The sequence below is a fragment of the Paenibacillus sp. FSL R7-0297 genome, assembly GCF_038009025.1.
Lineage (GTDB): Bacteria > Bacillota > Bacilli > Paenibacillales > Paenibacillaceae > Paenibacillus_AQ.
In genome coordinates this window covers 7021270-7047974 of the sequence record NZ_JBBPAQ010000001.1, presented here as the reverse complement: position 1 = coordinate 7047974, position 26705 = coordinate 7021270, and the positions used below count along the sequence as shown (strand labels likewise).

The window sequence follows — 26705 nt, the reverse complement described above, 5'->3', positions numbered from 1 at the left end:
CATAACTATGGCGATTACAATCAGCGTTTTGGATCAAAGCCCGATTTATCCGGGAGAGACGCCGGAGGAGGCCTTTCAGCATACCATCAAGCTGGCGCAGCTGTCGGAGCGTCTCGGCTTCCGCCGGTTCTGGGTATCCGAGCATCATGATTCCGAGCAGGTGGCCGGTTCTTCACCGGAGGTGCTGATCTCGCATCTGCTGGCCAAGACTGAGAGTATCCGCATCGGGTCCGGCGGGATTATGTTGCAGCACTACAGCCCTTATAAGGTGGCTGAGAACTTCAACGTGCTGGCTTCGCTGGCGCCGGGCCGTGTAGATCTGGGCGTCGGGCGTGCTCCCGGCGGGCTGCCGCGCAGTACGCAGGCGCTGCAGCAGGGAGGCGGCGAGGCTCCTTCACTGACCGATAAAATCATAGAGCTGGAGAAATATGTACATAACCGGCTGGAGGAGGATCATCCGCTCACCGGGCTGAAGGCTGGCCCGCTGCCCGGAACTCCGCCGCAGCTGTATTTACTGGGGGCCAGTGTCGCCAGTGCCGAAATCGCTGCGGAATTGGGGCTGCCGTATGTGTTCTCTTTGTTCATCGGCGGCGATCAGGCCGTTGCCCTGGAAGCGGTGCGTGCTTACCGCAGCGGCTTCAATACCAGCAGCGGGAAGGAGCCGCAAGTGATTATCGCGCTGGCTGTAATCGTGGCCGATACGGAAGAGGAGGCCAAAGAGCTAGGCGGAGCGCATAAGCTGATCCGCATTCAACTCGCCAGCGGGAAGAAGCTGACGGTGGCCACCCGCGAGCAGGCGGAGGAGTTCACCCGCCAGACCACGGAGCCTTACACCCTGGAAGAACGGGAGCCGGAGGTTACCAAAGGAACGAAGGAAAGTGTCCGCGGGCAGCTGCTGGCGTTGGCTGAGGCATCCGGGGTGGAGGAGTTTATTATCACGACCAATGTGCAGCCCTTTGACAAACGGCTGCGTTCCTTCGAGCTGCTGGCTGAAGCGCTCGCCGGGGTTCCGGCGGAGGCCTCATCATGACAAGTACAACTGCGGAATCCGCTGCACAGGCAGTTAACAGGTTATCGTTCAATGAGCGGCTGGCCCAGATCCGCCGTCATCTGCATCGGCATCCTGAACTCTCTAATGAAGAATATGAAACTACGAAATATATTACCTCACTGCTCAAGCAGGTAGGCGTGAAGATAGCAGATTACGGGCTGAAGACCGGAGTGATTGCTGAAATCGGCGGCTTGCAGGGCGGTCCGGTGATTGCCTTGCGGGCCGACATCGATGCACTGCCGATTCAGGAAGAAACCGTATTGCCTTATGCCTCGCAGGTTCCCGGCAGAATGCATGCCTGCGGCCATGACTTCCATACGGCGGCGCTGCTGGGGGCGGTTTATCAGCTGAAGGATCAGGAGAGCAGCCTGAAGGGAACGGTCCGCTTCTTGTTCCAGCCTGCCGAGGAGAAGGCAAAAGGCGCGCAGCAGATCATCGCTGCCGGAGGGCTGAATAATGTCCGCGCGGTCATCGGGATGCATAATAAGCCGGATCTGCCGGTAGGGACCATCGGTATTAAGGAAGGTCCGCTGATGGCAGCTGCTGACGGCTTCATAGCGGAGATCCGCGGGTTCGGAACCCATGCGGCAGTGCCGGAAGCCGGTATAGACCCCATCGTAGCAGCTTCCCATATCGTTACGGCGCTGCAGTCCATCGTCAGCCGGAATGTGAGCAGCCTGAACAGTGCCGTCATCAGCGTTACGCAGATTCACAGCGGGAACTCGTGGAATATCATCCCGGAAACGGCGGTGCTGGAAGGGACGATACGTTCGTTCGACGAAGCGGTGCGCGGCAGGGTGCTGAAGCGCTTCGAAGAGGTGGTGACTGGTGTTGCGGCCGCACTGAGTGCCGAAGCCAGCGTGCGCTGGATCGGCGGACCGCCGCCGGTTATCAATGACGCGCTGCTGGCCCGGCTTGGAGAAGAAACGGCCGCGGACCTTGGCTATACCTCTGTTAAGCCGGTACCATCACCGGCCGGAGAGGACTTCGCCTTCTACCAGCGGGAGGTTCCCGGTTTATTTGTCTTTACCGGCACGGCCGGAAGCCGGGAATGGCATCACCCTAAGTTCGATCTGGACGAAGCGGCTCTGCCTGTGGGTGCCGGGTTCTTCAGCAGTCTGGCGGTACGGGTGCTGGAGCATTTCGCGGCTGAAGGGGGTGCGGATCATAGCTGACCATCCCGTATATGACGTGATCATTGTTGGCGCAGGGTCGATGGGAATGAGCGCGGGTTATCATCTGGCCCGGCGCGGCGTGAGGACGCTGCTGATCGATGCCTTTGATCCGCCGCATACCGAAGGCAGCCATCACGGGGAGACCCGGCTGATCCGGCATGCCTATAGCGGAGATCCGGCCTATATTGACCTGGCGCTCCGTGCCCAGGTGCTATGGGAAGAGGCCGAAGCGGAGAGCGGGACGGAGTTGCTTGTCCCTTCAGGCGTGCTCAATCTGGCAGACAGCGGCGTCTATTCCTTCGCCGGTCGCCTGGCGGAAGCGCGTAAGCGGAAGGTCCGGGCCGAGCAGCTGGATGCGGAGGAGATCCGCCGCCGCTGGCCGGCGCTGAAGCTTCCGGAATCCTTCGAGGCGATGTATGAGCCGGATGCGGGTTACCTCTACAGTGAACGGTGCATAACAGCCTACCGGCAGCTGGCACTGGCTCATGGTGCAGAGCTGCTGACGAACACACCTGTGCTGAATGTAACGGCCCGCGAAGGAAGTGTCACCGTTCATACGAAGAACGGCGATTATCAGGGGGCGGCTGCTGTGCTCAGCGCTGGAGCCTGGTTCAGTTCATTATCACCCTTCGTCAGCCTGCCGATTAAGGCCGTCCGTAAGGTAGTGGGCTGGTTTGGGAGTACGCCGGACTTCGAGGCCGGGAAGTTCCCAGGCTTCACGCTGGGCGCTGAGGAAGGAGGCTTCTACGGCTTCCCCAGCATCGGCGGTGCTGGACTGAAGATCGGCCGCCATGATACAGGCGAGGAATGGAGGCCCGGCGAACCGCTGGCACCGTTCGGCAGTCTGGAGAGCGATGAAGACGATCTTCGCCGTGTATTGGAGGCTTATATGCCTGGCGCAGCCGGGAAGCTGCTTAAAGGGTCCGTCTGTAAATATGAGCATACGCCGGATGAGGATTTCATTATTGACCGCCACCCGGCCTACAGCAATGTGCTGCTGGCCGGAGGCTTCTCGGGACATGGCTTCAAATTCTCCAGCGTGGTCGGGGAGATCCTCGCAGATTTGGCTGTACAGGGAAATACTAGGCAGAATATTGCGCCATTTGTGCTGTCACGCTTCCCTACCAGGCCTGACCAGCCGCAACCGAAACTTATATTGGAGGAGATCGAATGAGTAGTGTGGAGCTAACAGAGTACTTGAATACGCACGGGCAATTGATGCAGGCACTGGAAGGCTTATCCGATGAGCATCTGAAGTGGAAGGCGGAGCCGGCCAGCTGGAGCGTAACCGAGGTACTGTCACATCTGGCTGATCACAGCATTGTGGTCTCCTTCCGTATCCGTGATATTCTGGCGGATACGAAGGTGCAGCTTCCGGCATTCAATCAGGATGCCTGGGTCAGCGGGCAGCACAGCAATCTGGGTAAGGCGACAGACAGCCTGGAGCTGTTCCGCAGCCTGCTGCATTACAATAGTCTCCTGCTGGGAAGACTGACTGCCGCAGAATGGGAGAAAAGCGGGATTAATGTCAAGGGAGACACCGTCCGGATTGCCGATATCGTCCGCAGCTTCACCGCCCATGTGCAGAACCATCTGGCCCAGATCGAACGGGTCAAGCGGGGAGCAGAAGCCAGTCTCTCTGCCCAGCAAGCCACTTTGTAATGAATACACAACCTTGAGGAGGAATGAACATGACTAAAGCGAGACAATTGAAGCTGGGAGCACTGCTGCACGGGGTTGGAGGAAGCACCTCCATGTGGCGTCATCCCGATGCGAAGCCTGATGCCAGTGTGAACTTTGAGCTATACAAGGAATGGGTGCGCAAAGCGGAGGAAGGCAAGCTGGATCTGATCTTCATTGCAGATGGTCTGTTCATCAATGAGAAGTCTATCCCTCATTTCCTCAACCGTTTCGAGCCGCTGACGATTCTTAGTGCACTGGCGGCGGTCAGCAGCCGTATTGGTCTGGTAGGTACCCTGTCCACCTCCTACAGTGAACCGTTTACTGTGGCCCGGCAATTCGGCTCGCTGGATGTCATCAGCGGCGGACGGGCCGGCTGGAATGTGGTGACCTCACCGCTTGAAGGCTCAGCTCTTAACTACAGCAAGAAGGAGCATCCCGATCATGGCAAGCGGTACCGCATTGCCGCCGAATATCTGGAGGTAGCGCGCGGGCTGTGGGATTCATGGGAGGATGATGCATTTGTCCGCAATAAGGAGACGGGCGTCTTCTTCGATCCGGGGAAAGTGCACACGCTTGATCACCAGGGTGAATTCTTCTCTGTGAAGGGACCGCTGAATATCGCCCGCTCGAAGCAGGGACAGCCGGTTATTTTCCAGGCAGGGTCCTCAGAGGTCGGCAAAGATTATGCCTCGAGTGTAGCAGATGCCGTCTTCACGGGTCATGACACGCTGAAGTCTGCCCAGGAATTCTATAAGGATGTGAAAACCCGCGTAGCTTCGTTTGGGCGCAATCCCGAAGAAGTGCTGATCTTCCCTGGAATAGCACCGATTCTGGGAGCTACCCCTGAGGAGGCGGAACGCAAATACCAGGAGGTTGCCGGTCTGGTGACGATCGAGAATGCGCTGAACTATCTGGGCAGGTTCTTCGAGCATCATGATTTCTCGCAGTATCCGCTGGATGAGCCATTCCCGGATGTCGGTGATCTGGGCCGGAACAGCTTCCAGAGCGGCACGGACAAAATCAAAAAGGATGCTAAAGAACAGGGCTTAACTCTGCGGCAGGTAGCCTTGCAGTCTGCTACGCCTCGCAGCAGCTTCATCGGCACGCCGGAGCAGGTGGCTGATCAGATTCAGACCTGGTTCGAGGCCGGAGCAGCCGATGGCTTCATGCTGGCAGCCGCCGTACCGAACGGGCTGGAGGAATTTGTGGATCTGGTCGTTCCGATTCTGCAGGAACGCGGACTGTTCCGCACCGAATACGAAAGCGATACGCTGCGGGGCAATCTCGGACTGCCAGTGCCGGAGAACCGTTACTCTAAGGCTTCTGAACCGGCAGGGCAGGTGTGACGCAAATGCAGTCCGGTGCAGACCGTCTGAAACCGGATCTTGAAGCCATGATGAAGTATGCCGGCGGGCTGGAGGCGGAGCTGATCGCGATCCGCCGTGATCTGCACAGCCATCCGGAGCTGCTCTACGATGTGGCCCGCACTTCCGGCAAGGTTGCTGCGCACCTGGAGTCATGGGGGATTGAAGTGCGGCGGAATGTGGGCCGGCATTTCGGGAGGGGAGTCACCGGGACGCTGCGGGGAACGGCAGGGAGCGGACCGGTAATTCTGCTGCGGGCGGATATGGACGCGCTGCCGGTTGCTGAGCTGAATGAGGTGGACTATAAGTCCAGGAATCCTGGTGTTATGCACGCCTGCGGGCATGACGCCCATACGGCGATGCTGCTCGGGGCCGCGCAGACACTGGCGGCATTCCGGCATCAGCTGAGCGGGACGGTGATCTTCGTCTTTCAGCCGTCGGAGGAAGGCGCAAGCCGGAGTCCGCTGGACGGGCACCTGCTCTCCGGCGGTAGGGATATGATCGAAGACGGCATTCTGGAAGGTGTGGACCAGTGTTATGCGCTGCATGTGATGCCGGAGCTTGCCGTTGGTAGGCTGGGCATTCATCCCCGGTATGCCATGGCGGCCTCAAGCCATTTCACCGTGAAATTCCGGGGCACCGCCGGACATCACAGCGAACCGCATGAAGCGGTCGATGCTATACAGATGGCGGCACGGTTTGTGACCGAAGCCAATGGGCTGATGGCCAATCGGATCAATCCGTCGGAAGCAGCGGTGCTGGCCTTCGGCACACTGCGTGCTGGAACAGCAATCAATGTCATTGCTGAGCACAGTGAGCTGACCGGCACCTTCAGAGCCTTCACGAAATCAACCGTCAGCCGGATTACGGAAGGACTGAAGCGCCACGCTGCAGCGATAGCCTCGGCATATGGAGGCAGCAGCAGCCTGGAGCTGCGCGAAGGCATTGCCGTGGTGAACGACGGCTTGGCCGTTCAGCGGATGCTCGGCGCAGCGCGCAAGGTGCTGGGAGATGAGAAGGCGTATCTGCTGGAGCAGCCGAGCCTGGCCGGGGAAGATTTCGGCTGGTATCTCGATCAGGTGCCCGGGGCGTTTGCCTTTATCGGCTGCGGCAATGCGGAACAGGGGATAACCTATGCGCTTCACCAGCCCCGGTTCAACATTGATGAGGCTGTGCTGGTACAAGGCGCCAGAGTATTGGTGAGGCTTGCTGCTGAGTAGTATTAAATCAGGTATATTACACATTTGGATAAATTGTATATCAGCAAAAGAAAGGATGCCAGCCCTTATGAAAAGGGAGGCATCCTTGTTGTTGCTGACCTCACGCTGTCAGCTTATTTGCGGTTACGCAGGCGCTCAAGCTCAGCCTCTACCGCGCTATTCATCGGAGATTCAGGAGCTGCTGCTGCTGCCAGTCCGGATTGCTCAGCAAGGGCTTCCTGCATGGCAATCTTGTCCTCCATCCGTTCGAAGCCGCGGGATGCGCTGCCGGCGTTCAATACCTGGCCACGGCATCCGGCCGGGGAACCAGAGGCGCTTGCTTGAGCCGCCTGCTTCATCTCTGCCGCTTTGCGGGCACGTTCCGCCAGCTCTGCTCTTTTGGCTTTGAGGCGTTTATGTTCTTCCTTCACATTCGCCAGTTGAACCTCAAGTGAGGCGAGTGTGGCCTGAGTCTCCTGCAGTCCGGCTGTGCATTCCTGTCCGCTCTCCGTATAGCGCAGTTTAGCCATTACCGCAGCGCGGGCTGCCGGCTCATTGCCTTCACTCATGGCTTGAACAGCTTCCGCTTCGCTGCGCTCCGCAAGCACCTGATATTCATAGATGCGGCGCTCCAGCACACTGGCAGCGGCTTTGAATTCACGCTGTTTGCTCTCGGCATCGGTGATTTTATCCTCCAGATCCCGCAGATACTGGCCGGTAAGCAGCATCGGATCTTCCAGTTTGTTCAATCCCTCGTGGATAGCTGCTTTGGTTAACGTTGTGATTCTTTGAAATATACTCATGATTATGATCTCCTTTTTAGTTGGGGTGGGTGTAGCAGAAATGAAGGATTAGTAGTCGAAACCGTCAGTGAAGCCGCCATAGGATTCTTTGGGCACGATGACACTGCCGATGACATAGAGGACTAGGACGGTACCGAAGCTAAATACGGCAGCGGCGGCTACGAGCAATCTAACAAGGGTAGTGTCAACATTGAGCCAGCGTGCCAATCCTCCGCATAAGCCTGTAAGTTTGCTGTCAGTTACGGAACGGTATAATTTTTTCATATGAATATCTTCCTCTCTTATATGGTGATCGCCGGTTGGCGGCGTGTTCACTGCGTTGTCTATGTATGTATTGTACGAATTAATCCCGCGCAGCAAAACAGCCTGCAGACTGTTCTTTGTTCCCGACCTTAGTCGGGGATGCTGACCGCAATAGGACGGGGAGAGGTCGGGAAAATACGGATGAATCCAGGAAAACACGGATTTTACACAAAGAGGTCTTGTTGTTCATTCGGGGTTAATACTGGAGGATTAAACTGTACTCTAGCGGAGCCTATCATAAACATACGGGAGGACTGGCCTCATGGGGATTCACAAGTATTTTCGCTCTCTGAACGAACTGGAACGCATTATCCGCTGTCCGGGCAAATTCAAATTCGAGGAGCACAGCGTAGCGGCCCATTCCTGGAAGGTCGTACAATACGCCAAAACACTGGCTGATATTGAAGAGAAACACGGTGCGGTGATCGACTGGAAGAAGCTGTACGAGATTACGAGCAGCCATGATTACGGAGAGATTTTTATCGGGGACATCAAAACGCCGGTGAAGCACTCCTCACTCCAGCTAAGGTCGCTGATTCAGCAGGTTGAGGAGGGCATGATCGACAACTTCATCAAGGAGCATATCCCGGATGAGTTCAAAAGCACCTTCTACCATCAGCTGCGCGAGGGCAAGGACGAGTCGATTGAAGGCTTGATTCTGGAGGTTGCCGACAAAATGGATCAGGTATATGAAGCTTTTGCCGAGCTGCAAAGAGGGAACACGGAGAAGGAATTTGTGGTGATGTACCGCAATGCCCTGATCAAGATCAAGAACATTGAGCTGAGATGTGTGGATTACTTCCTGGCAGAAATTCTGCCGGATATGGTGAATGAAGAAACACTGTCCTCCATTGATATTAAAAGAATTACGGAAGAGGCGCTGGCTCTGTAGATGAGCTGTGGCTCTTTTTTCATATATACATATAGAAATACGTCAGGCCTGAAGGTGCTTGCTTGCGTAAGCCCGGGCATACAGCACGGCCGATCCGTTAAAAGCGATATGCAGCGGAATCGTCAGCAGGAGGGAGCCAGTCACCTGTGCGAATAACCCAAAGAAGATCCCTCCGGTAAAAGCAAAGAGCATAAACCTGACGCTCTCGCGGTTCAGCCTGTAATACTGCAAATGGGACACCGCGAACAGCAGCGAGGTTAGGAGAATAGCCCAGCTTATATCGATGATGGAATTGGAATGCAGCTGACCGAGTGCCGGATGGCGCGCAAGTACGGGTAGGATAAGTCCTCTGAAGGCAATCTCTTCAAAGACAGGGAAGGCAAGGACGAAGTTGATTGTATTATAGGTTCCCGCAGGAGAATAGCCGGAGGTTCTTGAGATGATCAGGTTCACAAGCAGAATGACAAGGAATAACGGAAGCACCTTCATCACTTGCTGTGGAGCGTTGAACGTATAGCTGTTGTTCCAGAGAACACTTACCCCAATCATGGCGGCTCCCCAATAATAAATGGTAAATCGTGCTTGCTGCTTAGAGACAACTCCCAGTATTCCCTCGAATATCTTGTATGAAAAAGACAGCAGCATAGCAATAGCGAATGATTCCAGTAACAGCATAAGTGATTACCCTCCGGTGAAAGTGAAAGTGTGTTCAAAACTTCTTCTGATTCTTGCAGCTTTGCAGTTAGAAATCTATTACATATATTACAATAATGAAGGAGATGAATGTTACGGCGGGAAGTTCGGATGAAATGCTACGATAAAGGAAAAATAAGAATGGTGCGTTATATTAGACAGCAATTTTGTGCTATTTGTGAATCAATTTTACGGTGGAATCAGAGAAGGATAGCCGATACAATGATTCTGTATCCACAATAAAATACAATTCATTCACAAATGGAGGTTACATTAACTTATGAATCATAGGGAATTTGCCCCTACTCCGCCAATGGGCTGGAACAGCTGGGATTGCTATGGTGCTTCAGTGACAGAGGCGGAAGTGCGGGGAAATGCCGATTATATGGCCCGCAACCTGAAGGAGCATGGCTGGGAATATATTGTGGTTGATATTCAGTGGTATGAGCCTGGGGCAGTGTCGGACCAATACCGTCCTTTTGTCCGTCTGGAGACAGATGGCTATTCCCGGCTGATCCCAGCGGTGAACCGTTTCCCTTCGGCAGAAGGCGGCCTTGGATTTAAGCCGCTTGCAGATTATGTGCATAGTCTAGGCCTCAAGTTCGGAATTCATATTATGCGTGGTATTCCCCGGCAGGCGGTTCACGACAATACACCTATTAAGGGAACAGCGGTGACAGCACGCGATATCGCGCATACCTGTTCCTTCTGCGGCTGGAACACGGATATGTATGGTGTGGATGCTTCTAAGGAAGGTGCGCAGGAATATTACAATTCTTTATTCGAGCTGTACGCTTCATGGGATGTCGATTACATCAAGGTGGATGACATCGCAGATTCCTGGCTGCATGGCGGCCCGCATCTGGCTGAGATCGAGCTGATCCGCAAAGCCATTGACCATACTGGCCGCAGTATTGTGCTGAGCCTGTCGCCGGGACCTGCACCTGTGAAGCATGCGGAATTCTTGGAGAACCACGCGAATGTATGGAGAATGACGGATGATTTCTGGGACCGCTGGCCGCTCCTGCTGGATATGTTCGACCGCTGTTCCACTTGGGAAGGCCGGCCTAAACCCGGCTGCTGGCCGGATTGTGATATGCTGCCGCTTGGGCGTATTGGAATACGCGGTGTACAGCATGACCGCTGGACAAACTTCACGAAGGACGAGCAAGTAACGATGATGACATTATGGACCCTTTTCCGTTCGCCGCTGATGTTCGGAGGCGAGATGCGTGACAACGATGAATGGACACTGTCACTACTGACTAACCAGGATGTACTGAATATGCACCGCCACAGCTGTAATGCCCGCCAGATCAGCCGTACCGGTGATAGGGTAGTGTGGTTAGCCGAAGGACCTGAAGGAGAGCGGTTCGTAGCCTTATTCAACACAGGGGAGTCACTGGCGGAGGTATCCATATCTATTGCCGATTTGGGAATAGTGGGCAGGGTTAACGCCAAGGAACTATGGACCGGGAAGCAGACAGGTCCGCTCGAAGATACGCTGAGTTCAGCTATTCCGCCGCATGGAGCAGCGTTGTTCAGAGTTTCGGCGAGGTGAGATATACCTCGATAATATAGCGACAGTGACATATAAAAGTAGAAGCAGTACATTAGCATTATAGCTGACGTCCTGCTTCTATATCTGTCCTGCCGCAGCAACTTTACACTTGAAAACGGTACCCCGCTCCCCATACAGTCTGAATATACTTCGGATTGCCGGGGTCCTGTTCGATCTTGTCGCGCAGCCTGTTGATATGAACAGCTACTGTGGCATTATCCCCCATGGCATCGAAGCCCCATATGCGCTCATACAAGGAATCTCTGCTGAACACGATGTCAGCATGGATAGCCAGGAAATGCAGAAGGTCGAATTCCTTTTTCTTCAACTCCAGCTCCCGGCCATGAAGATAGGCTCTGTGAGATAAGGTGTGGATCACGAATGGACCGATTTCGATGCTGCTGCTCTGGGCTGTCAACCCGTTCCCGCCCTTGAGGCGCGAATATTGAGCTAAATTGGATTTGACCCGGGCCACCAGCTCACTTGGTGAAAAGGGCTTGACGATATAATCATCCGCGCCTAGCCCAAGCCCGCGGATTTTATCGATATCCTCCTGCTTGGCAGTAACCATAAGGATAGGAATATCCAATTGGCCTCTGAGCTTGCGGCAAACCGAGAAGCCATCTTCCCCAGGCAGCATCAGATCGAGCAGAATAAGCTGGAATTGTCCTGAGAGTGCCAGCTCGATCCCGGTGATCCCGTCTTCCGCGACCTCCACGGAGAATTGATTAATTTCCAGGTAGTCACGCTCAATGGATGCGATCGCACTGTCATCTTCAATGATTAATATTTTTGTCATAGTTAGCCCCTTTATCCAGCACTGGCAATTGGATGATGATGCACAAGCCTCCTTCAAGAGAGGGTTTAGCGTGAATACTGCCGCCCATCCGGCTGACTGCTTTTGCGGTTATTGCAAGCCCTAATCCACTGCCCTTGGTAGGGTTGTTGCGCGAAGGATCGCTGCGGTAGAACACATCAAACAGCTTATCAAGCGCATTCTCCGGCACGCCGGGTCCATTATCCTCCAGGTAGATAAACATGTCACTTCCCTTAACTTCGGTACGAATAGTTACTTGAACACGCTCTTTCATTTTATATTTCCAGCTATTCTCCAGGATATTGAAGAAGATACTGCTCAGCTGCGCCGGATCGGCAAAGATATGCACATCTTGAGCCAGAGCAGCAATGATTACATCCAGCCCTTTCTCTCTATATTCTTCGGCAGTAGCTTTAATTAAGGAGAGAAGCTCTTGATTGACTTCCAGGACCTCCGGTTCATAAGGATAATCCCCCAGATCCATTTTGGAGAAAAGAAAGATTTTACCCACCATCCGGTCAATATCCTCAGCTTTAGTCTTGATCATGTGAATATATTTCTTCTGGGATTCAGGGGTTGTGGCCACACCATCCAGCAGACCCTCTGAATACGCCCGGACCGAGGTCAGCGGAGAACGGAGATCATGCGAGATACCGGCAAGCAGCTCCCTGCGGCTCTCATCCTGCTTCTGAATCAGCCGCTGAGACTCCTTAAGGCGTAGGGCCATGTCATTAAAATCTTCACAAACGGGAGCGAATTCATCCTTATTCTCGTAGTGAATTCTAACATCGAGATTGCCGTCCCTGATCTGATGAACTCCCTCTGCCAAAGTATCCAGGGGCTGCTTGATCCGTTTGAATACAAACCGGGTTAGAAATTGATTCGTCAAAATAATAGTGGCGATGATCCCCAGGGTGATCACAATAATGAAGGTAACCATAGCTGGAGTGACCTTCCCGTTATCGTAGTTGGTTGCCGTGCTGAAAATGCAAACGGTATATGCTCTGCCGCCAACCCGCAGTTGTTCTGCATAGACCTCCTGGTCCTTGACGGAAGCAAAACCCTCTCCATCCATGGCCCAAATCGCCTGCAGCAGCTTGTCTGTCTGCCCGCCCTCAAGGAGGCCAAAGCTGAACAGACTTTTCGTTGAGGAATAAATAACGAGACTCAACCCGTCTCTCTGCAATATATCTTCGATCTTACGTGTGGTTTGTTCCTGATTCCCGTCTCTGCTGTCCTCAAGCAGCTTCGTGGACAGCTGAATCAAATCATCGTATCCGGTATAGAACGGGCCTTGCTTATCCTGCTTCGATACTTGAAAAAGAAGTGCCACACCAACAAAAGCAATGATCAGGGAAATACATACCGGTATTACAATCATAAGGATATTTGAGATGAACAAGCGCCGCTTAATGGTCATACCCGGTTCCTTCCTGTCGACATTTTCTCGTATATTTAATGCAATCATAACATCCTTGCAGCAGGGCTGCTAATCTGTACGCAAGGCGTAGATGGGCCGGAGTCTTGCCGCTTTGTTGGCGGGCATGATGCCGAAGAACACACCGATAAAAAGTGAGAATATAAACGAAATCGTCACCATGTTCCAGGCATAACCTACCTGCAAGGCTGTCAATTGGCCGACAAGCCAGGTTAGCCCTAATCCCACTCCAATGCCGATGATTCCGCCCAAGGTGCTAAGCACAACCGACTCAATGATGAATTGCAGCAGAACATCTATCTTTTTGGCGCCAATCGCTTTGCGTATGCCGATTTCGCGGGTGCGTTCGTTCACCGAAATAATCATAATGTTCATAATTCCGATTCCGCCGACGAAGAGGGAAATCCCGGCAATCCCGGCGAGGGCCATGGACAGGGTGCCGGAGGTCTTCTTCAAGGTGTCCAGCATCTGCTTGGAATCGAAGATGCTGTAGGCATCCTTGGCGTGCAGAAACTTTTTGTCCAGAATCTGTGAGACGGCTGCTTTAACAGGCGCTACGTCATTTTCACTCAAGGCGGTTATGGCAAAAGTCTGAATGCCCTTGCTCTGCAATAGCCGCTCGGAAGAAGCCAAGGGGATCAGGATTTTCTTATCATTTGATCCGCTGAGTGAGGAGCCTTTCGCCTGCAGCAAGCCTACAATTTTGAAGGTTGTGCCGTTCAGCTGGAGTTCATGGCCAACCGGGTTTTCAGCACCAAACAGCTTTTTAGCGGTTTCTGTACCGATTAGAGCAGTCTTCTGCCGGTACTCGTTGTCGATATCAAGCAGGAACCGGCCGGACTGAACATGAAAGTTCTGCACCTTCTCGTAACTCGGGGTGATGCCTTCGAGCGAGACGGTGGTATGGACCGAAAGGTACTTGGCGGTTACATTGCTGCTGATCGTAGGCGAAACCTGGTCTACACCAGGCAATTTTCCGAAAGCTGCGACTTCCTCATTCGTGAGGGAGGTGACTGTTCCGCGTCCGGCGATCATTACCGTTAACTGGTTGGTGCCCAAATCACTGAACTGACTGGTGATCTGGCCCGTGACACCCTGTCCAACCGAGACAAGCAGGATGACCGAGGATACCCCGATGATAATACCCAGCATGGTGAGGAAGGAACGAACCTTGTTGCCGACGATGCTCATCAGCGCCATTCGTATACTCTGAAAAAGAATCATTGGTCATTTCTCCGATCTTCCACCAGACATCCATCTTGAATCCGGATCACCCGCTTCGCTTGTTCAGCAATCTCCAGATCATGAGTAATTACAATAATGGTATGCCCCTGTTCATTCAGCATTTTGATCATTTGCATGACCTCTTGTCCTGTCTTGGAATCCAGTGCCCCGGTAGGCTCATCGGCAAGCAGAATGGGGGGATTGCCGGCCAGTGCTCTGGCGATGGCGACTCTCTGCTGCTGGCCTCCCGACAGCTCACTGGGACGATGATGCATCCGGTCCTGAAGGCCCACCTTCTCAAGAGCTGCAGCGGCCAGCTGTCTTCGCTCACGGTGAGACAAGCCCCGGTAGACAAGCGGCAGTTCGACATTTTCGATAGCGGATAATTTCGGAAGCAGGTTGAAGTTCTGGAAGATGAAGCCTATTTTCTCGTTACGGATTTGCGCCAGACGGTTATCGGATAATCGCCTGACGTCTTGACCGTCCAGCAGATAGCTTCCTTCATTGGGAATATCCAGGCAGCCTATCATGTTCATCAGAGTTGATTTTCCTGATCCAGAAGGGCCTATGATGGCAACGAACTCGCCGTGATGGATAACAAAAGAGAGGCCTTTGAGTACCGTCATCTGTTCCTTGGCCATCATATATCCGTGGACCATATGCTCAATCCGGATCAGGGGTTCTGCAGTCATTGGACACCGCCTTCAGCGCTGCCGCTGTTGTCGAAGCCGCCTTCATCTCCGCCACCCATGTCGAACAGGCCCGGGGCCGCAGGAGCGGCAGTGCTGGCAGCCACGATTGTTGGAACAATCACCTGTTCTCCTACGCTCAGACCACTGGCAATTTCAATCCGGCTTTCATCGTGTATACCTACAATAACAGCCTTTGTCTGTATTGGAGGCGGAGTGGCGGAGCTGCCCTTGGCGGAAGGGGTCTGCTCCGGCTTCTGCTCTTGCACCTGAACGTAATATTTGCCATCCTTTTGCGTCACGGACTCGATGGGAAGGAGGAGAATGTTGTTCTTCTCCTCAATCGTAATCAGCCCTTGTGCCGACATGCCCGTTCTGGCTCCGTTAGAGTCAGCGAGCAGAAGAGTCACTTCAAAGACGGAGACGCCGCCCGTCACCGTTCCCTCGTCAGCAATTCGCGTGACTTTGCCCGGATAGGCTGTAGTGGGCAAGGCATCCATTCTAAGGGTCGCCGGCATGCCCAGCTTAATCTTGGGAATATCCAGTTCATCAATCTTGATAGTAACGCTCAGATTCTTGTAGTCGGTAATGGAGAATACTTCGGCTCCGTCCGTGACCATCCCGCCTGAGGAGGCGCTGATCTTAGTGACTGTTCCGTCCATAGGTGCCTTAATGGAAGCGGGAGGGATGTGATCCTTCTTCAGTGCTTCAAGCTCGGTCAGTGTCGCCGTAATCGTATCCTTAGTTCTTTCAATAGCAAGCTTCGCCGCATCGACTTCGGATAGGATAGCACCGTCCATGATGAGCTTCTTATACTGATCCTGTTTTTCCTGCAGATCATTTTGCGACTGTCTGAGCGTATTTTCCTGTATTCTCACGTTGCTGGCTACATTGGCTCCCTCATAGGTCAGCAGAACCTGGCCCTTTTTTACCTGTTCATTTTCCTGAACCGATACCCGGGCTACATTCCCCGAGTCCTTAGCATAGACAATTTTTGTATTCGTGGCTTTCACAGTGCCGGAGCCTTTCACGGTGACGGAGAGATCGCCCTTTGTCACCGCAGTTGTTTGAACAGCGGGATGATTTCCTTGCGTGCTCTTGTCCGGCCACAAGCTAAAGGCTATGATTCCTGCGGTCACAATTATTGCGGCTGATAGCCAGACTGTTTTTTTGATGTTCATAGCGATCCTCCGCTATCTGGATTTGTCGTGTTTTTCGGGGCAGTGGTTGCCTCCGGGGCTTTCGCCGCAGGCGTGTAGGTCAAGTTGTAGCTTTGGCTGCCCAAGAGAATTTTCTCTCCCTGGAACTCATCATATATAGTCACAAGGAATTTTCCGCTCCGGAGTGTCTTATAAGCGCTGCTTGTCAAGGTTGCCGAATAGGTCAGGAATCTTCCTGTCACCAGATCGGTCCCAGGTACAAGTGTCTTTTCCTGCGTCTGACCGAGAGGATCTGTCAGCTGCACGACCAGCTTATGCGCGTAAGCGCCCATATCATACAGATTATCCTTGGCAAGGGAGTAGATCAGATTAACATTCAGCGTATCCTGCCCCTCAGCTACAGCTCCCGTGGCATTGGTTACTGTGAACGTGTATGGGAACAATTGCAATCCGTTACCAAGGGTGGTCAGTGCAGCGGGAGTCTGAATATGGAGTCCGAGTGCTTGAGGGTTAATATAGGCTGTCGGAGTCCCGCTTGGTGCTGTCAGCTTACCTTCGCTAACCCCTTCTCCGACGGAGAGCATCAGCTGGGAGGCATCGAGGGATGCGGGCAGCTTGCTCCACACGGTCACCACATTCTTGCCCTTGGGTGCAGTCGCAAGCACGGATTGGCTGACTTCCGCTTCATAATAGGTATTGTCTGGCGTCTTGTAGTACGCCACGAGTCTGGACAATTCCGCTTTCCGGGCTTCAAGACTGTTTACCTCAAGCTCCGTATACACAATATTCTGGCTCGTCCCGTTATATAGGATCGTCCGGCGTTCTTTGACCTCCGCCCGTTTGCCTGCGGTTTCGATGTTGAACGCTGTTGTACCGTCGGCTGCCGGAGGGATGCCGGGGGCTACCTGCCGTGTGTTCAGGGAGAGGAAGGCTTCCGCAGTATCGTCCGCACCGCTGTTCAGTCCGATCTTGATTTGATCGAGTGACTGCTCATACGGGAGCTTGCCGATCACATAATACACTGCGCTGGCTCCTGCGGCGAGCTGCTGGCTGGAGCCTGCGGCCACTACCTGCACCGAAGGGTCCAAGGCGGTTTGTCCTGCTTTGATTCCCCCTGTAAAAGCAGGGAGTATCACTGCCGCATCTCTGGCATTGCGGATCCTGATTTTGGCCACAAGCAAATCCTCGGTAGTCCACGGCAGGCGCTGAACCGATTCCAGAACGACGCCGAAGGTTCCGAAGCTGTTATCAATGGTGTACTCGGAGTCTACGGAGTTATTCATTTCCAGAGCATATGGGATTTGGTACAAGGCTGCAGGAAAGAGCACCTTGCCCTCGGCGGCCGGCTCCACCAATTGGAGCTTAAGCGTCCCCTGGTTCACATTAAGCGGTACTTCAGCAGAGAACGGCAGGATTTTCTCTTCAAGTGGCTTCAGCGTAAGGCTTGCAAGCGCCTTGTTATTGATGGGGAAGGAGTAGCCTTCCTTGGCTATTACGGATAATTCATAAGCCGGCAGGGTGACTGCTTTGTTACCGGCATTTTTGATCCGCAGCTGTATCGTCCACAAGGCTTTTTCACCTGTAGAGGAGACAGATGCTTTTTGTAGCTGGGTCTCAATGGTATTGCTGTTGATCCCGATTTTTTTGACCGCATAGGCATTCACGTTAAGGCTTGGATAGGTTGCGTCCGGGAGCCGGAAGGAGACCACAGGCAAGTCAACCTTAAGTCCTGCATTCTCCTCAGTAATTAACAACGACATCTTTGTTGTTGTTATGTAGGAAGGAATTTCAGCCAGGTAGTAGACCTTCTTATTCTCACCGGACTGCACTTTGTAATCACGGCTGGCACTATCCAGCGTCAGCTCAAGTGTGGAGCCGCCGGAGGATTCGAGGTACACCCGGTGGCCGGGTGCAGAGAGTGCCTTAGCGCCAAGATTCGTTAAGCCCAGAGCGACTTTGGCATAGGTCTTGTTATTGAAGCGGTAGATTTGCAGACTGTCCGGCTTCAGGGTAATCGGAAGGTTGCTGATGGTGATTTTTTGGCTTATACCCTGCTGAACGTAAGGGGTATAAACGGCCGGAACAGTGAAGCCCCCAAGCTTCTTCTGGTAGTCAGAGCCGCTGAAGTCGAAGCCGAATAGTGAAATCTTGATTCCGCCAGGCTTGGCTGTCTTATTGATGTTCACATAGTAGGTTACAGATAATTGTTCCTTTGGAGCGACCTCCAGCTTAGTTTTATCCTCCGGAATAGGGCTGCCTTTAAGTGTTGCTCCTTCTGGAGTGGTAACCTTGGCGAAGATATTGAACAGCTTATAAGAGCTGCTGCTTGTATTGCTATAAGTCAGTGTATAAGTCAGGCTGTTTCCGCCATTCCCCCTGGCCAGCTGCACATCGGTCAGCTTTACGCTAACTCCAGCCTGAATGGCCACAGAGGACAGTTGAGACAAGGCGTGGGTATGATTTTGCTGCGGCTTATTTACAGTAACGCTGCTGGACGCCGCAGATGCAGATAAACTGAAGTGCTGACTTGCAATAATTGCTCCTAACACCAGAACGGCATAGGCACGGTAATTCTTCATTTCATTCCCTCCCAATATTCATAACCCGTCTATACTTGAAACAATCCTAGAGGATTATTCCTATCTTACGGGAAAGGTTTAACACAAGAATAAAAAAAGAGGGGAAGAACCTGGTATAAATATAAATAGGAGTTAAACTTTTTATAAACTCTTAACGGTATTTCATCTTTTGAGACGAAAAAAGACGAATGACAATTTCTCCATTCTATCAATTTCGGATTATTTCCGCCGCATTCAGTTTTTTTAACATTCACTTAACAGGTATAATCGCGGCGAGAGAAGAGTATGTCTTGAAACATTGCTTAGAATATATGGAGGCCCGTACCTATTTTCCCCGTACATGCACTTCTAGGCACCTACCCACATACATTAAAAGGACCATGAACCCGTAGTTCTCGCTTGCAGATCGGTTTATTGTACCTGTGCGGGAGGTGTCGCCAAGGTGCCTGGAATCATAAGCACGATTGCGCTGCTGATCAAAGAACTGACGCTGCTGGTATCCTACGTAAGGAACAACGCTTTTCTCCAGCCTCTATCGGAGCAGGATGAGAGCAAATACTTAGGGATGATGGCAGAGGGGGACGCCAAGGCACGGAATTTGTTAATTGAGCATAATCTGCGGTTGGTTGCCCATATAGTGAAGAAATTCGACAACACCGGCGAAGACATGGAGGACCTGATCTCCATCGGAACGATTGGACTCATTAAAGCTATCGAAAGCTACCGTCCCAACAAAGGGACAAAGCTGGCCACTTTTGCTGCCCGTTGTATTGAAAACGAAATCCTGATGCATCTCCGGTCGCTGAAAAAAACCCGCAAAGAAGTGTCCCTGCACGATCCGATTGGGACAGACAAGGAAGGCAATGAGATCACGCTGATTGATATCCTCGGCGGGTCTGAGGATGATGATGTCATTAAGGAAGTTGATCTGAAGATTGAGAAGAGCAAGATTTACCGTAACCTCGATATTCTCGATGAACGTGAGAAGGAAGTCGTGGTCGGGCGGTTTGGTTTAGATACTGGCGGGCAAGAACGGACGCAGCGGGAGATTGCGAAGGAGCTGGGGATTTCGCGGAGTTATGTTTCACGGATAGAGAAAAGGGCGCTCATGAAGCTGTATCATGAGTTTTATAAGGCGAAGCGTTGAAAGTTTAAAGATTAAACGAAGGTAATTCACACAGTAGAATGATCTCTAAACGACTTGTCTATGGATAAGTTGCTTTTGTTTAATCACAGACAATAATGCAAAGGGCAAGGAATACTAGACATCTTATTGTGCAGACGAATTTATACGAAGCGTTTCCTGAATATCCTTTTTTCATTAGCCAGCTCAGAAAATAATCAGATGGGGGCGTCCTTAAAAGGGCGCCCTTTTTAATATAGCATACGGACTGGATGGGCTAGTAATAAGAAGGACTTTTGCCCTCGATATCTTATGGATACTGGACACTTCCAGTCAAGCGGTTCGGGCTGCATAGAAATGATAAAAGACTCAGGTAATTGCTCTAACCGTTTGCCGTTCCACAATGGAGTGGGTACAGATTTGGCTCTTCGCAGGTTCCCCCGTTTCAATCATGCTGATCAGCTTCTCGGAAGCGATCATTCCAATGTCAGACAGCGGCTGGCGCACCGTAGTCAATGGCGGATTAACCATCCGGGCTAATCGGAGATCGTCGTATCCCATGATGGAGATATCCTCAGGCACATTCAGTCCATGTTTTGTAACGGTGGAAAGGGCACCGATTGCCATTTCGTCACTGGCAGCGAAGACAGCGGTAATCTCCGGCGTTTTCCGTAATATCGTTTCCATGGCTCTGCTGCCGCTCTCATATAGAAAATCACCATAAACGAGGTAACGGCTCTCAAAGGCAATGCCGTGTGCTTCCAGCGCTTTGCGGTATCCCTCGACTCTTGGAGTTCCGGCGATGGGATCGCCCTTGGTTCCGCTGATCATGGCGATCTTGCGGTGGCCTTTGGTGAGCAGATAATGGACAGCATCATAGGCTGCCTGGTAATCATCGACCTTCACATAAGGGACATTGGCAAAATCGGTTTGGGATGAGATTAGCACCACCGGGATTCTCATGCTTTCCAGCATGTCATAATACTCTTTCTTGAGCACTTCACTGGAGAAAATAATCCCGTCCACCTGTTTCTCGCGCAACAGCTGCAGATACTTCAGCGTACGTTTCCCGTCCTGATCAGTATTGCAGACCATTACACTATAATTGCGGTCATGGACGAATTCGTCGATTCCGTGGAGCAGATCGGAGGAGAAGGCACTCGACACATCAGGAAATAATACGCCGATGGTTTGGGTACGCTTGTTAATCAGTCCGCGGGCGATAGCGTTCGGCTGGTATTTAAGCTCTTTGATGGTCTGGTCGACCTTTTGCTTCGTTTTATCTGAATATCCGCCTAAGTTATGCAGAACCCGTGAGACGGTGGCAATGGACACATTCGCCTTTTGGGCAACATCTTTAATTGTGGGATTCATGTAATCTCCTACCTATCGCTTAGCAGTAAAGTAACATTCTCATTTGTTAGAAATTAAAACTTTAGGAAGTAAACGTTTACTGAAAATATAATTCCTAACAGATATTTTGTCAACCGGAACTAAAAATGGAGAAAGTAAGCATTGACAAGGAAAAATAAACAAGATAATTTTATGGTAAGCGTTTACGTAGTGAGAATTTAAGGTTATGAGCAATACAATACATAACTTAGATTTAAGTAAACGTACAAATTTGCACCAGGGATATTATCGGATGGGGAGGGGAATGTCCTACTAAAGGTATATTTTTGCCCACTTGAGTAAACGTTTACGTTGCGACAGCACCTTTTCCTGAAGCTATGTCTTTATGCAAGCCGCCATCCGTATTTCAGTCTTTATAGCATTGTGTATTCTCAAAAATGTGAGTATGAAGGAGAGGTCTTATGGTCAGGAAACAAGCAGTTCTTTATTTCAGTTTACTGTTATTGCTGGTTCAAACTTGTACAACAGGCTATGCCCGCAGCGGAACGGCTCAGGCGGAGCCAGCGGGTGCAGCGCATTCTAAAATACTAAAAATGGTGCCCTCAAAGGCACGATTCGCCCCGGGTGAAGCCGCAGAGCTGGTTTTGACCCTTGATCAATCTGCCGGTTGGAGTGGCAAGCTGCATCTGCAAATTTATCAGCTGAATACCCTGGTTGCCGAAGGCGACAAGGCGCTGACAGTTTTGCAGGAAGGAAGCAACAAGCTTGCCGTGGCCTGGACGCCCCCTGCTGAGGATTTCCGCGGCTATACGGCCAAAGCATGGATTGAGGGCGATGCGCCTACTGAGTATATGACCGCAGCGATCGATGTTTCGAGCGATTGGACGCGTTTCCCAAGATACGGATACGTAGCTGATTTTCCGCAGGAGACGGTGGAGGAAAGTGATTCCAAGCTCAAAGAATTGTCCCAGGACTACTACATTAATGCCTACCAGTTCTATGATTGGATGTGGCGGCATGATGTTTCGGTCTACTCCAAAACCGACGGGAATGGACAGCCGCTGAAGGATGCGGACGGCAATTTCATTGATGAAGACATAAATGCGGATACACACTACACAGATCTGCTGGGCCGTTCGCTGTATCCCCTGAGCGTTAAGCAGCAGGTAGAGGCTGCGCAGAAATACGGCTCTGCAGCCATGGCTTATCAAATGAATTATGCGGCGCGTGAGAACTATGAGGACTTCGGCGTTAGTCCCGAGTGGGGACTCTATAACAGTGCCCAGCTCGACAAGAGCAATCCACAAAAGGACCAGAACGGATATACCTTCGATGTGAACGGGAAGACGACATCCCTGTTCCTTCAAGACCCGGGCAGCAAGTTCTGGCAGGACTACATCACCAAGCAGTTTGACCGTTCCATTAATACCTTTGGGTTCAATGGCATCCACCTGGATCAATGGGGAGCCAATGACAACAATTTCTTATACGACTATAACGGTAACAAACGGTATTATTCCCTGGATTATGCCCAGCTGATTAATTCGGTCAAGGATTCTTTGCTCGCAAATAATCCAGGGAAGAGCAAGGTTACGTTCAATATGGTGGGAGGCAACGCTGAATACAGCGCTGTTCCAAGTCCGGGTACAAAAACCGATTTCGACTACAGTGAGATTTGGCAGGACCGCAACAATTACCGCGATATTCAAAAGGTCGTGGAAGCTACCCGGGAAAAAGACGGCGGCAAGGCAATGGTGATCGCCGGTTATATGAACTACAAAGAGGCTACAGGTCTGCCGACCAGAGGAACGGAAGCGCAGGATGTTCCGGTAACGCTGGATTACCAGTCCCGGATTGCCAAAGCATACGGCTGGGTGGGTAACTTTGGCCGCAAGGATACAGATGCGGTGACGTTTACGGTAAATGCGCCAGCAGACGGTATGTATACGCTTGCCCTGAATTATGGACAGGGCAATGGCTCCGGTTCTCCGGAAGGCAAGCTGATGGTTAACGGTGAAGTTGCCGCAGCGGCCATTTCCTTCGATGCCAATACGGGGTGGGGCAATCCGACTGCACAGGCCAGGGTGGCAGCAGCGCTGAAGAAGGGCGAGAATTCAGTTAAAGTTACGCTGAATACTAACGACCTTTGGCTTAATCTGGCGGGCCTGGAGGTCCAAGGCCAAGGAATCAATGAACGCTACGAGGCGGTAGATGCCAAGCTGGATACCGTAATCGTGGATCAGTACAGCCATGTGTATTATTTTGATACCGCAGGCGATTACGTGAAGTTCCATGTGAACGTTCCCGCTGAAGGAGATTATCCGCTCGGATTCAGCTATGCTTCAGATTGGCAGGCAGTGAACCGTCACCTGCTCGTTAATGATGCGCCTCAAGGTGAGGTCTCATTCGCAGGTATAGGTACTTGGGATAAATTTTTAGAGCAAAATAATCTGGCAAAGGTTCATCTGAACGCAGGCGACAATACCATAACTCTTAAGGCACCTACAGATGATCTTGGTATCAAGCTCAAGTATATGACTGTCGGCGCGCAGAAATATTATGCACTGTATGCAGATGTACCACAGACCAACAGCATTAAATATAGCGAGAGCAAGACGGACAACTTCGGACAAGCCGGACAGACCGTCACTTACAATGTATATGCAGACCACGCGCTGGATGCAATTACGGTGCTATATCATGGTGACAACGACCCTGTGATGTCGGTACTGGTGGACGGGGAACCGGCTCCGCAGGCGCAGAATATCACGTTCCCTAAAACAGCCGGCGGCTGGGACGGCTCCATGCAGCCCCGTGAATTGTCTGTGCCTGTCAAAGGAGGACTCCATAAGATTACGCTGAAGATGGAATCAAGCGGACAATATACCAATGTGGGGGGGATTATTGCCGGAGGGTACGAATACAGCACTGGCGGCGCTGAAACGACTGGAGGGGTTGCACCTATAACCGGCTATGCCTCTGATTTCAATAATGTCAATGACCGGGTAGCCTTCACTGTGAGCGCGGCTCAGTCAGGCCTCTACGATCTCGGCTGGATTTATCAAAATGATGCCCAGGGGGCAGTGACCGTCAGCCGCAGTGTGTATATTGACAATGGCGCGGGCACTCCTGTAAGCTTTGCACCAACCGCTGGCTCCGGGTGGGGAGTAGCGGCAGTGAACGGCATCCAACTGGCGGAAGGCGCAAACCGCATTGTCATCAAAATGCCGGAGGGGCAGGACAGCGGGATCAAGCTGGATAAGCTGACCGTTACATTGTCCGGTGATTCGAACGCTGTAACCCGCAGCTATGAAGCCGAAAGTACCGAAACGGAGCCTCCTTTTTCGCTCTACAAGGATACCGTGCTGAATTTTGGCGAAGCGGGAGAGCAGGTGAGTTATCGGGTGAACATCCCTCAATCGGGTGAACAGAGTCTGATCTTCACCTATTCCAATGCAGGCGGCCTAACTACCCGTTCGGTCTACATTGACGGCGTGCGGGCCAAGGATGAACAGGGCAAGGATCTGAAGATTGGATTGGATGGTACAGAGAGCAGTGAGAAGTACAGCGGGGACGGATATGTGATTATTCCACACATGGAGGCGGGAACCCATACCGTTACATTGAAGATGGAAGCGGAAGATATTGCCGGAAGCGTCCGGTTGCGCGGTGTAACGGCTGGCTATTTCAACGAGCCGTCCTTGCGCCTGATGGATGCCGGGCTGGCATCGATGGGTGCAACCCATATTGAGCTGGGAACGGCCGAGAAGCAATCAGAAGGCCCGAATATGCTGGCCCATGAATACTATCCGAACCGCAGCAAGAAAATGCTGGAATCCACCAAGGACTCCATGCAGGAATACTATAAATTTAATGCTGCCTATGAAAACCTGCTGTTCGGCAGCAAGGCCGATGCATCCGCTGTAGTGTCCGTCGAAGCGGCTGGCGGCAATTTGGCAACAAGCAAAGACGGAACGGAGAATACGCTCTGGACAACGGTCAGAAAAAATGACGCGAATCCAGGCTTTGAGCGGTATGATGTGCTGCATCTGATCAACCTGCTAAGCAATGACGACAACTGGAGAAATGCAGCCAATGAGCCATTGGTCCTCCATTCTTTGAAAGTGTCATACGACGTCGGCATCACCGAGAACGAAGCGCCGGATCTGAAAGTCTATGCCGCTAGTCCTGACATCGGGCATGGTCTGTCACAAGAGCTGAAGTATACCTGGAACGGTGAACAATTGCAGATTGAACTGCCGTCACTGCAGTATTGGACGATGATTTATATCGACAAGGCACCGAAGACAGCAGCGGTTCAGCCGATCTTCCGTGCTGAAGAGCCCAACCTTCCAAGCCCGGCACCGACTGCAACCGCAGCTCCGACCCCGGCAGCTACTGCAGCCCCCGGAAGGACGGAAAACTCTGCAGGAAAGCCGTCGGCAACGCCCACACCTGAATTGGCGGAACGTGGTGCGCTCGTGTTGCAGGCGAAGGACTTAAGCAGAGCGGTCGACGGGACAATCACAATCGCAATTGATGAGGAGAAATACAACCGGATTTTGATTCCTGTCTTTGTTGCGGAAGGAATGCAGGGAAAGAACCTGCAGCTTCAAGGAAGTGATTTCACACTGGATTTCATCCATGACAATATCCTTCAGCTACTGGATGAGAACAAAGGGAAAGTAGCCGCCGGGTCACAAATTCAAATTACCTTCAATAAGATCGCGCCGAAGGACGCTTATCTTCCGGGTGTGAAGCCTTGGGTTCCTGCAGGAGCGGCCTATGATTTTGAATTCGGAGTAACGGCGGCAAACGAAGGATTATCCAGACTTGGTTCCTTTAGAAGCCCGGTTCAGCTCACCTTAAAGGTTGGTGAACAAGGAGATTTGAGTGAATTGCTGGGAATCTACTCTTTCAATGAGCTATGGAAGAAATGGGAATACATCGGCAGCAAAACAGACAGCGCCAAAGGGGCAGTTACAGCGGCGCTTAGTCACTTCAGCCGTTATACCGTGTTCGCTTACGACAAAACGTATGCTGATGTGCCTGCGGATCATTGGGCATACAAAGCCATCCATACACTGACGGCGAAGCATGTGATCAATGGAATGACAGAGAACACCTTCAATCCATCGTTGAAGGTCACACGCGCACAGTTTGCAGCCTTGTTGGCCAAAGCGCTTCAATTGAAGGGAGACGGTCCTGCTCCATTTACGGATGTAGCTGCGGGCAGCTGGTACGCAGGTGATGTGGCCGCAGCTTATCAGGCGGGCCTGGTTACCGGAAGAGGCGAAAAGCTGTTTGCGCCCAATGAAGCGATAACCCGGCAGGAGATGGCGGTGATGCTGGCTAAAGCATTCGAGAAAGTCGGCGGCCCCGGCTGGACAGAGGAGGCAGCGCCAGCATTCGTGGACCGCAAAGAAATTTCAGCCTGGGCACAGGCAGCTGTTCAGATTGTAAAATCAGCCGGTCTCATGAAAGGATACAGCAATGGGACCTTTGCACCCGGAGATAATGCTACCCGGGCAGAAGCGGCACTATCTATAGTAGATTTAATCCAATAGAACCAGTTATGACTTGTATCTCTTCTGTTTC

20 protein-coding genes are annotated in these 26705 nt (G+C 52.1%); 10 read left to right on the top strand and 10 right to left on the bottom strand.

All coding sequences use genetic code 11. The annotated features are described in order from the left end of the window. The first annotated feature begins 7 nt into the window (after positions 1-7). From MKZ24_RS30475 to MKZ24_RS30450, 6 genes are read left to right on the top strand one after another with little or no spacing between them, the layout of a single operon-like run. A complete protein-coding gene (locus tag MKZ24_RS30475; protein ID WP_042233470.1) occupies positions 8-1030 on the top strand; it encodes an LLM class flavin-dependent oxidoreductase in 1023 nt (340 codons plus the stop codon). Further along, a complete protein-coding gene (locus MKZ24_RS30470) occupies positions 1027-2226 on the top strand; it encodes an amidohydrolase (RefSeq protein WP_042233472.1) in 1200 nt (399 codons plus the stop codon). Before MKZ24_RS30475 ends, MKZ24_RS30470 begins: the two co-directional genes overlap by 4 nt. Further along, positions 2219-3400, top strand: coding sequence for an N-methyl-L-tryptophan oxidase (gene solA, locus MKZ24_RS30465; RefSeq protein WP_340790248.1), 1182 nt, complete (start codon positions 2219-2221; stop codon positions 3398-3400). Before MKZ24_RS30470 ends, solA begins: the two co-directional genes overlap by 8 nt. Further along, on the top strand, positions 3397-3888 hold the full coding sequence (locus MKZ24_RS30460) for a DinB family protein (protein ID WP_042233474.1): 492 nt from the start codon (positions 3397-3399) through the stop codon (positions 3886-3888). The genes solA and MKZ24_RS30460 overlap by 4 nt, the downstream gene beginning before the upstream one ends. A gap of 29 nt (positions 3889-3917) precedes the next feature. Then, the gene (locus MKZ24_RS30455; RefSeq protein WP_042233476.1) at positions 3918-5255 is read left to right on the top strand and encodes an LLM class flavin-dependent oxidoreductase; all 1338 of its coding nucleotides are present in this window, start codon (positions 3918-3920) and stop codon (positions 5253-5255) included. Positions 5256-5260: 5 nt separating this feature from the next. Next, positions 5261-6493, top strand: coding sequence for a M20 metallopeptidase family protein (locus MKZ24_RS30450; protein ID WP_340790246.1), 1233 nt, complete (start codon positions 5261-5263; stop codon positions 6491-6493). A 113-nt stretch (positions 6494-6606) separates the two neighbouring features. Here the strand turns inward: MKZ24_RS30450 and MKZ24_RS30445 are convergent, their stop codons facing one another. Continuing rightward, complete coding sequence (locus MKZ24_RS30445) at positions 6607-7275, bottom strand: PspA/IM30 family protein (RefSeq protein ID WP_340789543.1); 669 nt, start codon at positions 7273-7275, stop codon at positions 6607-6609. A gap of 48 nt (positions 7276-7323) precedes the next feature. Next, positions 7324-7539: a PspC domain-containing protein gene (locus tag MKZ24_RS30440; protein ID WP_042211185.1), complete on the bottom strand. Its 216-nt coding sequence runs from the start codon at positions 7537-7539 to the stop codon at positions 7324-7326. 301 nt (positions 7540-7840) lie between these two features. Here MKZ24_RS30440 and MKZ24_RS30435 point away from each other — a divergent pair, with 301 nt between their 5' ends. After that, positions 7841-8470 (top strand): YfbR-like 5'-deoxynucleotidase, encoded by a 630-nt coding sequence (locus MKZ24_RS30435; RefSeq protein ID WP_042233482.1) that lies wholly within the window; start codon positions 7841-7843, stop codon positions 8468-8470. Between the two features lie 42 nt (positions 8471-8512). On the opposite strand, the gene MKZ24_RS30430 is transcribed toward MKZ24_RS30435, so the two are convergent. Next, positions 8513-9145, bottom strand: a complete 633-nt coding sequence (locus MKZ24_RS30430) for a CPBP family intramembrane glutamic endopeptidase (RefSeq protein WP_042233483.1) — start codon at positions 9143-9145, stop codon at positions 8513-8515. A 298-nt stretch (positions 9146-9443) separates the two neighbouring features. On the opposite strand from MKZ24_RS30430, the gene MKZ24_RS30425 reads away from it, so the two are divergent. Continuing rightward, entirely contained in the window at positions 9444-10724 is a 1281-nt protein-coding gene (locus MKZ24_RS30425) for a glycoside hydrolase family 27 protein (protein ID WP_340789538.1), read from the top strand. A gap of 103 nt (positions 10725-10827) precedes the next feature. Here MKZ24_RS30425 and MKZ24_RS30420 read toward each other — a convergent pair whose 3' ends face one another. The 6 genes from MKZ24_RS30420 to MKZ24_RS30395 form a co-directional block, all read right to left on the bottom strand. Further along, positions 10828-11523, bottom strand: a complete 696-nt coding sequence (locus tag MKZ24_RS30420) for a response regulator transcription factor (RefSeq protein WP_042233488.1) — start codon at positions 11521-11523, stop codon at positions 10828-10830. Beyond that, complete coding sequence (locus MKZ24_RS30415) at positions 11501-12961, bottom strand: sensor histidine kinase (protein WP_042233490.1); 1461 nt, start codon at positions 12959-12961, stop codon at positions 11501-11503. Before MKZ24_RS30415 ends, MKZ24_RS30420 begins: the two co-directional genes overlap by 23 nt. A 69-nt stretch (positions 12962-13030) precedes the next feature. Beyond that, entirely contained in the window at positions 13031-14203 is a 1173-nt protein-coding gene (locus MKZ24_RS30410) for an ABC transporter permease (RefSeq protein ID WP_340789535.1), read from the bottom strand. Beyond that, the gene (locus MKZ24_RS30405) at positions 14200-14895 is read right to left on the bottom strand and encodes an ABC transporter ATP-binding protein (RefSeq protein WP_042233495.1); all 696 of its coding nucleotides are present in this window, start codon (positions 14893-14895) and stop codon (positions 14200-14202) included. The genes MKZ24_RS30410 and MKZ24_RS30405 overlap by 4 nt, the downstream gene beginning before the upstream one ends. Beyond that, entirely contained in the window at positions 14892-16073 is a 1182-nt protein-coding gene (locus tag MKZ24_RS30400; RefSeq protein ID WP_052416073.1) for an efflux RND transporter periplasmic adaptor subunit, read from the bottom strand. Before MKZ24_RS30400 ends, MKZ24_RS30405 begins: the two co-directional genes overlap by 4 nt. Then, positions 16070-18631: a hypothetical protein gene (locus MKZ24_RS30395; protein ID WP_340789533.1), complete on the bottom strand. Its 2562-nt coding sequence runs from the start codon at positions 18629-18631 to the stop codon at positions 16070-16072. The genes MKZ24_RS30400 and MKZ24_RS30395 overlap by 4 nt, the downstream gene beginning before the upstream one ends. A gap of 442 nt (positions 18632-19073) precedes the next feature. Between MKZ24_RS30395 and sigK the strand changes: the two genes are divergently transcribed. After that, entirely contained in the window at positions 19074-19778 is a 705-nt protein-coding gene (sigK, locus tag MKZ24_RS30390; RefSeq protein WP_340789531.1) for an RNA polymerase sporulation sigma factor SigK, read from the top strand. Positions 19779-20123: 345 nt separating this feature from the next. On the opposite strand, the gene MKZ24_RS30385 is transcribed toward sigK, so the two are convergent. After that, entirely contained in the window at positions 20124-21128 is a 1005-nt protein-coding gene (locus MKZ24_RS30385; protein WP_042233502.1) for a LacI family DNA-binding transcriptional regulator, read from the bottom strand. 440 nt (positions 21129-21568) lie between these two features. Between MKZ24_RS30385 and MKZ24_RS30380 the strand changes: the two genes are divergently transcribed. After that, a complete protein-coding gene (locus MKZ24_RS30380; protein WP_340789528.1) occupies positions 21569-26674 on the top strand; it encodes a glycoside hydrolase family 66 protein in 5106 nt (1701 codons plus the stop codon). The last annotated feature ends 31 nt before the right edge of the window (positions 26675-26705 follow it).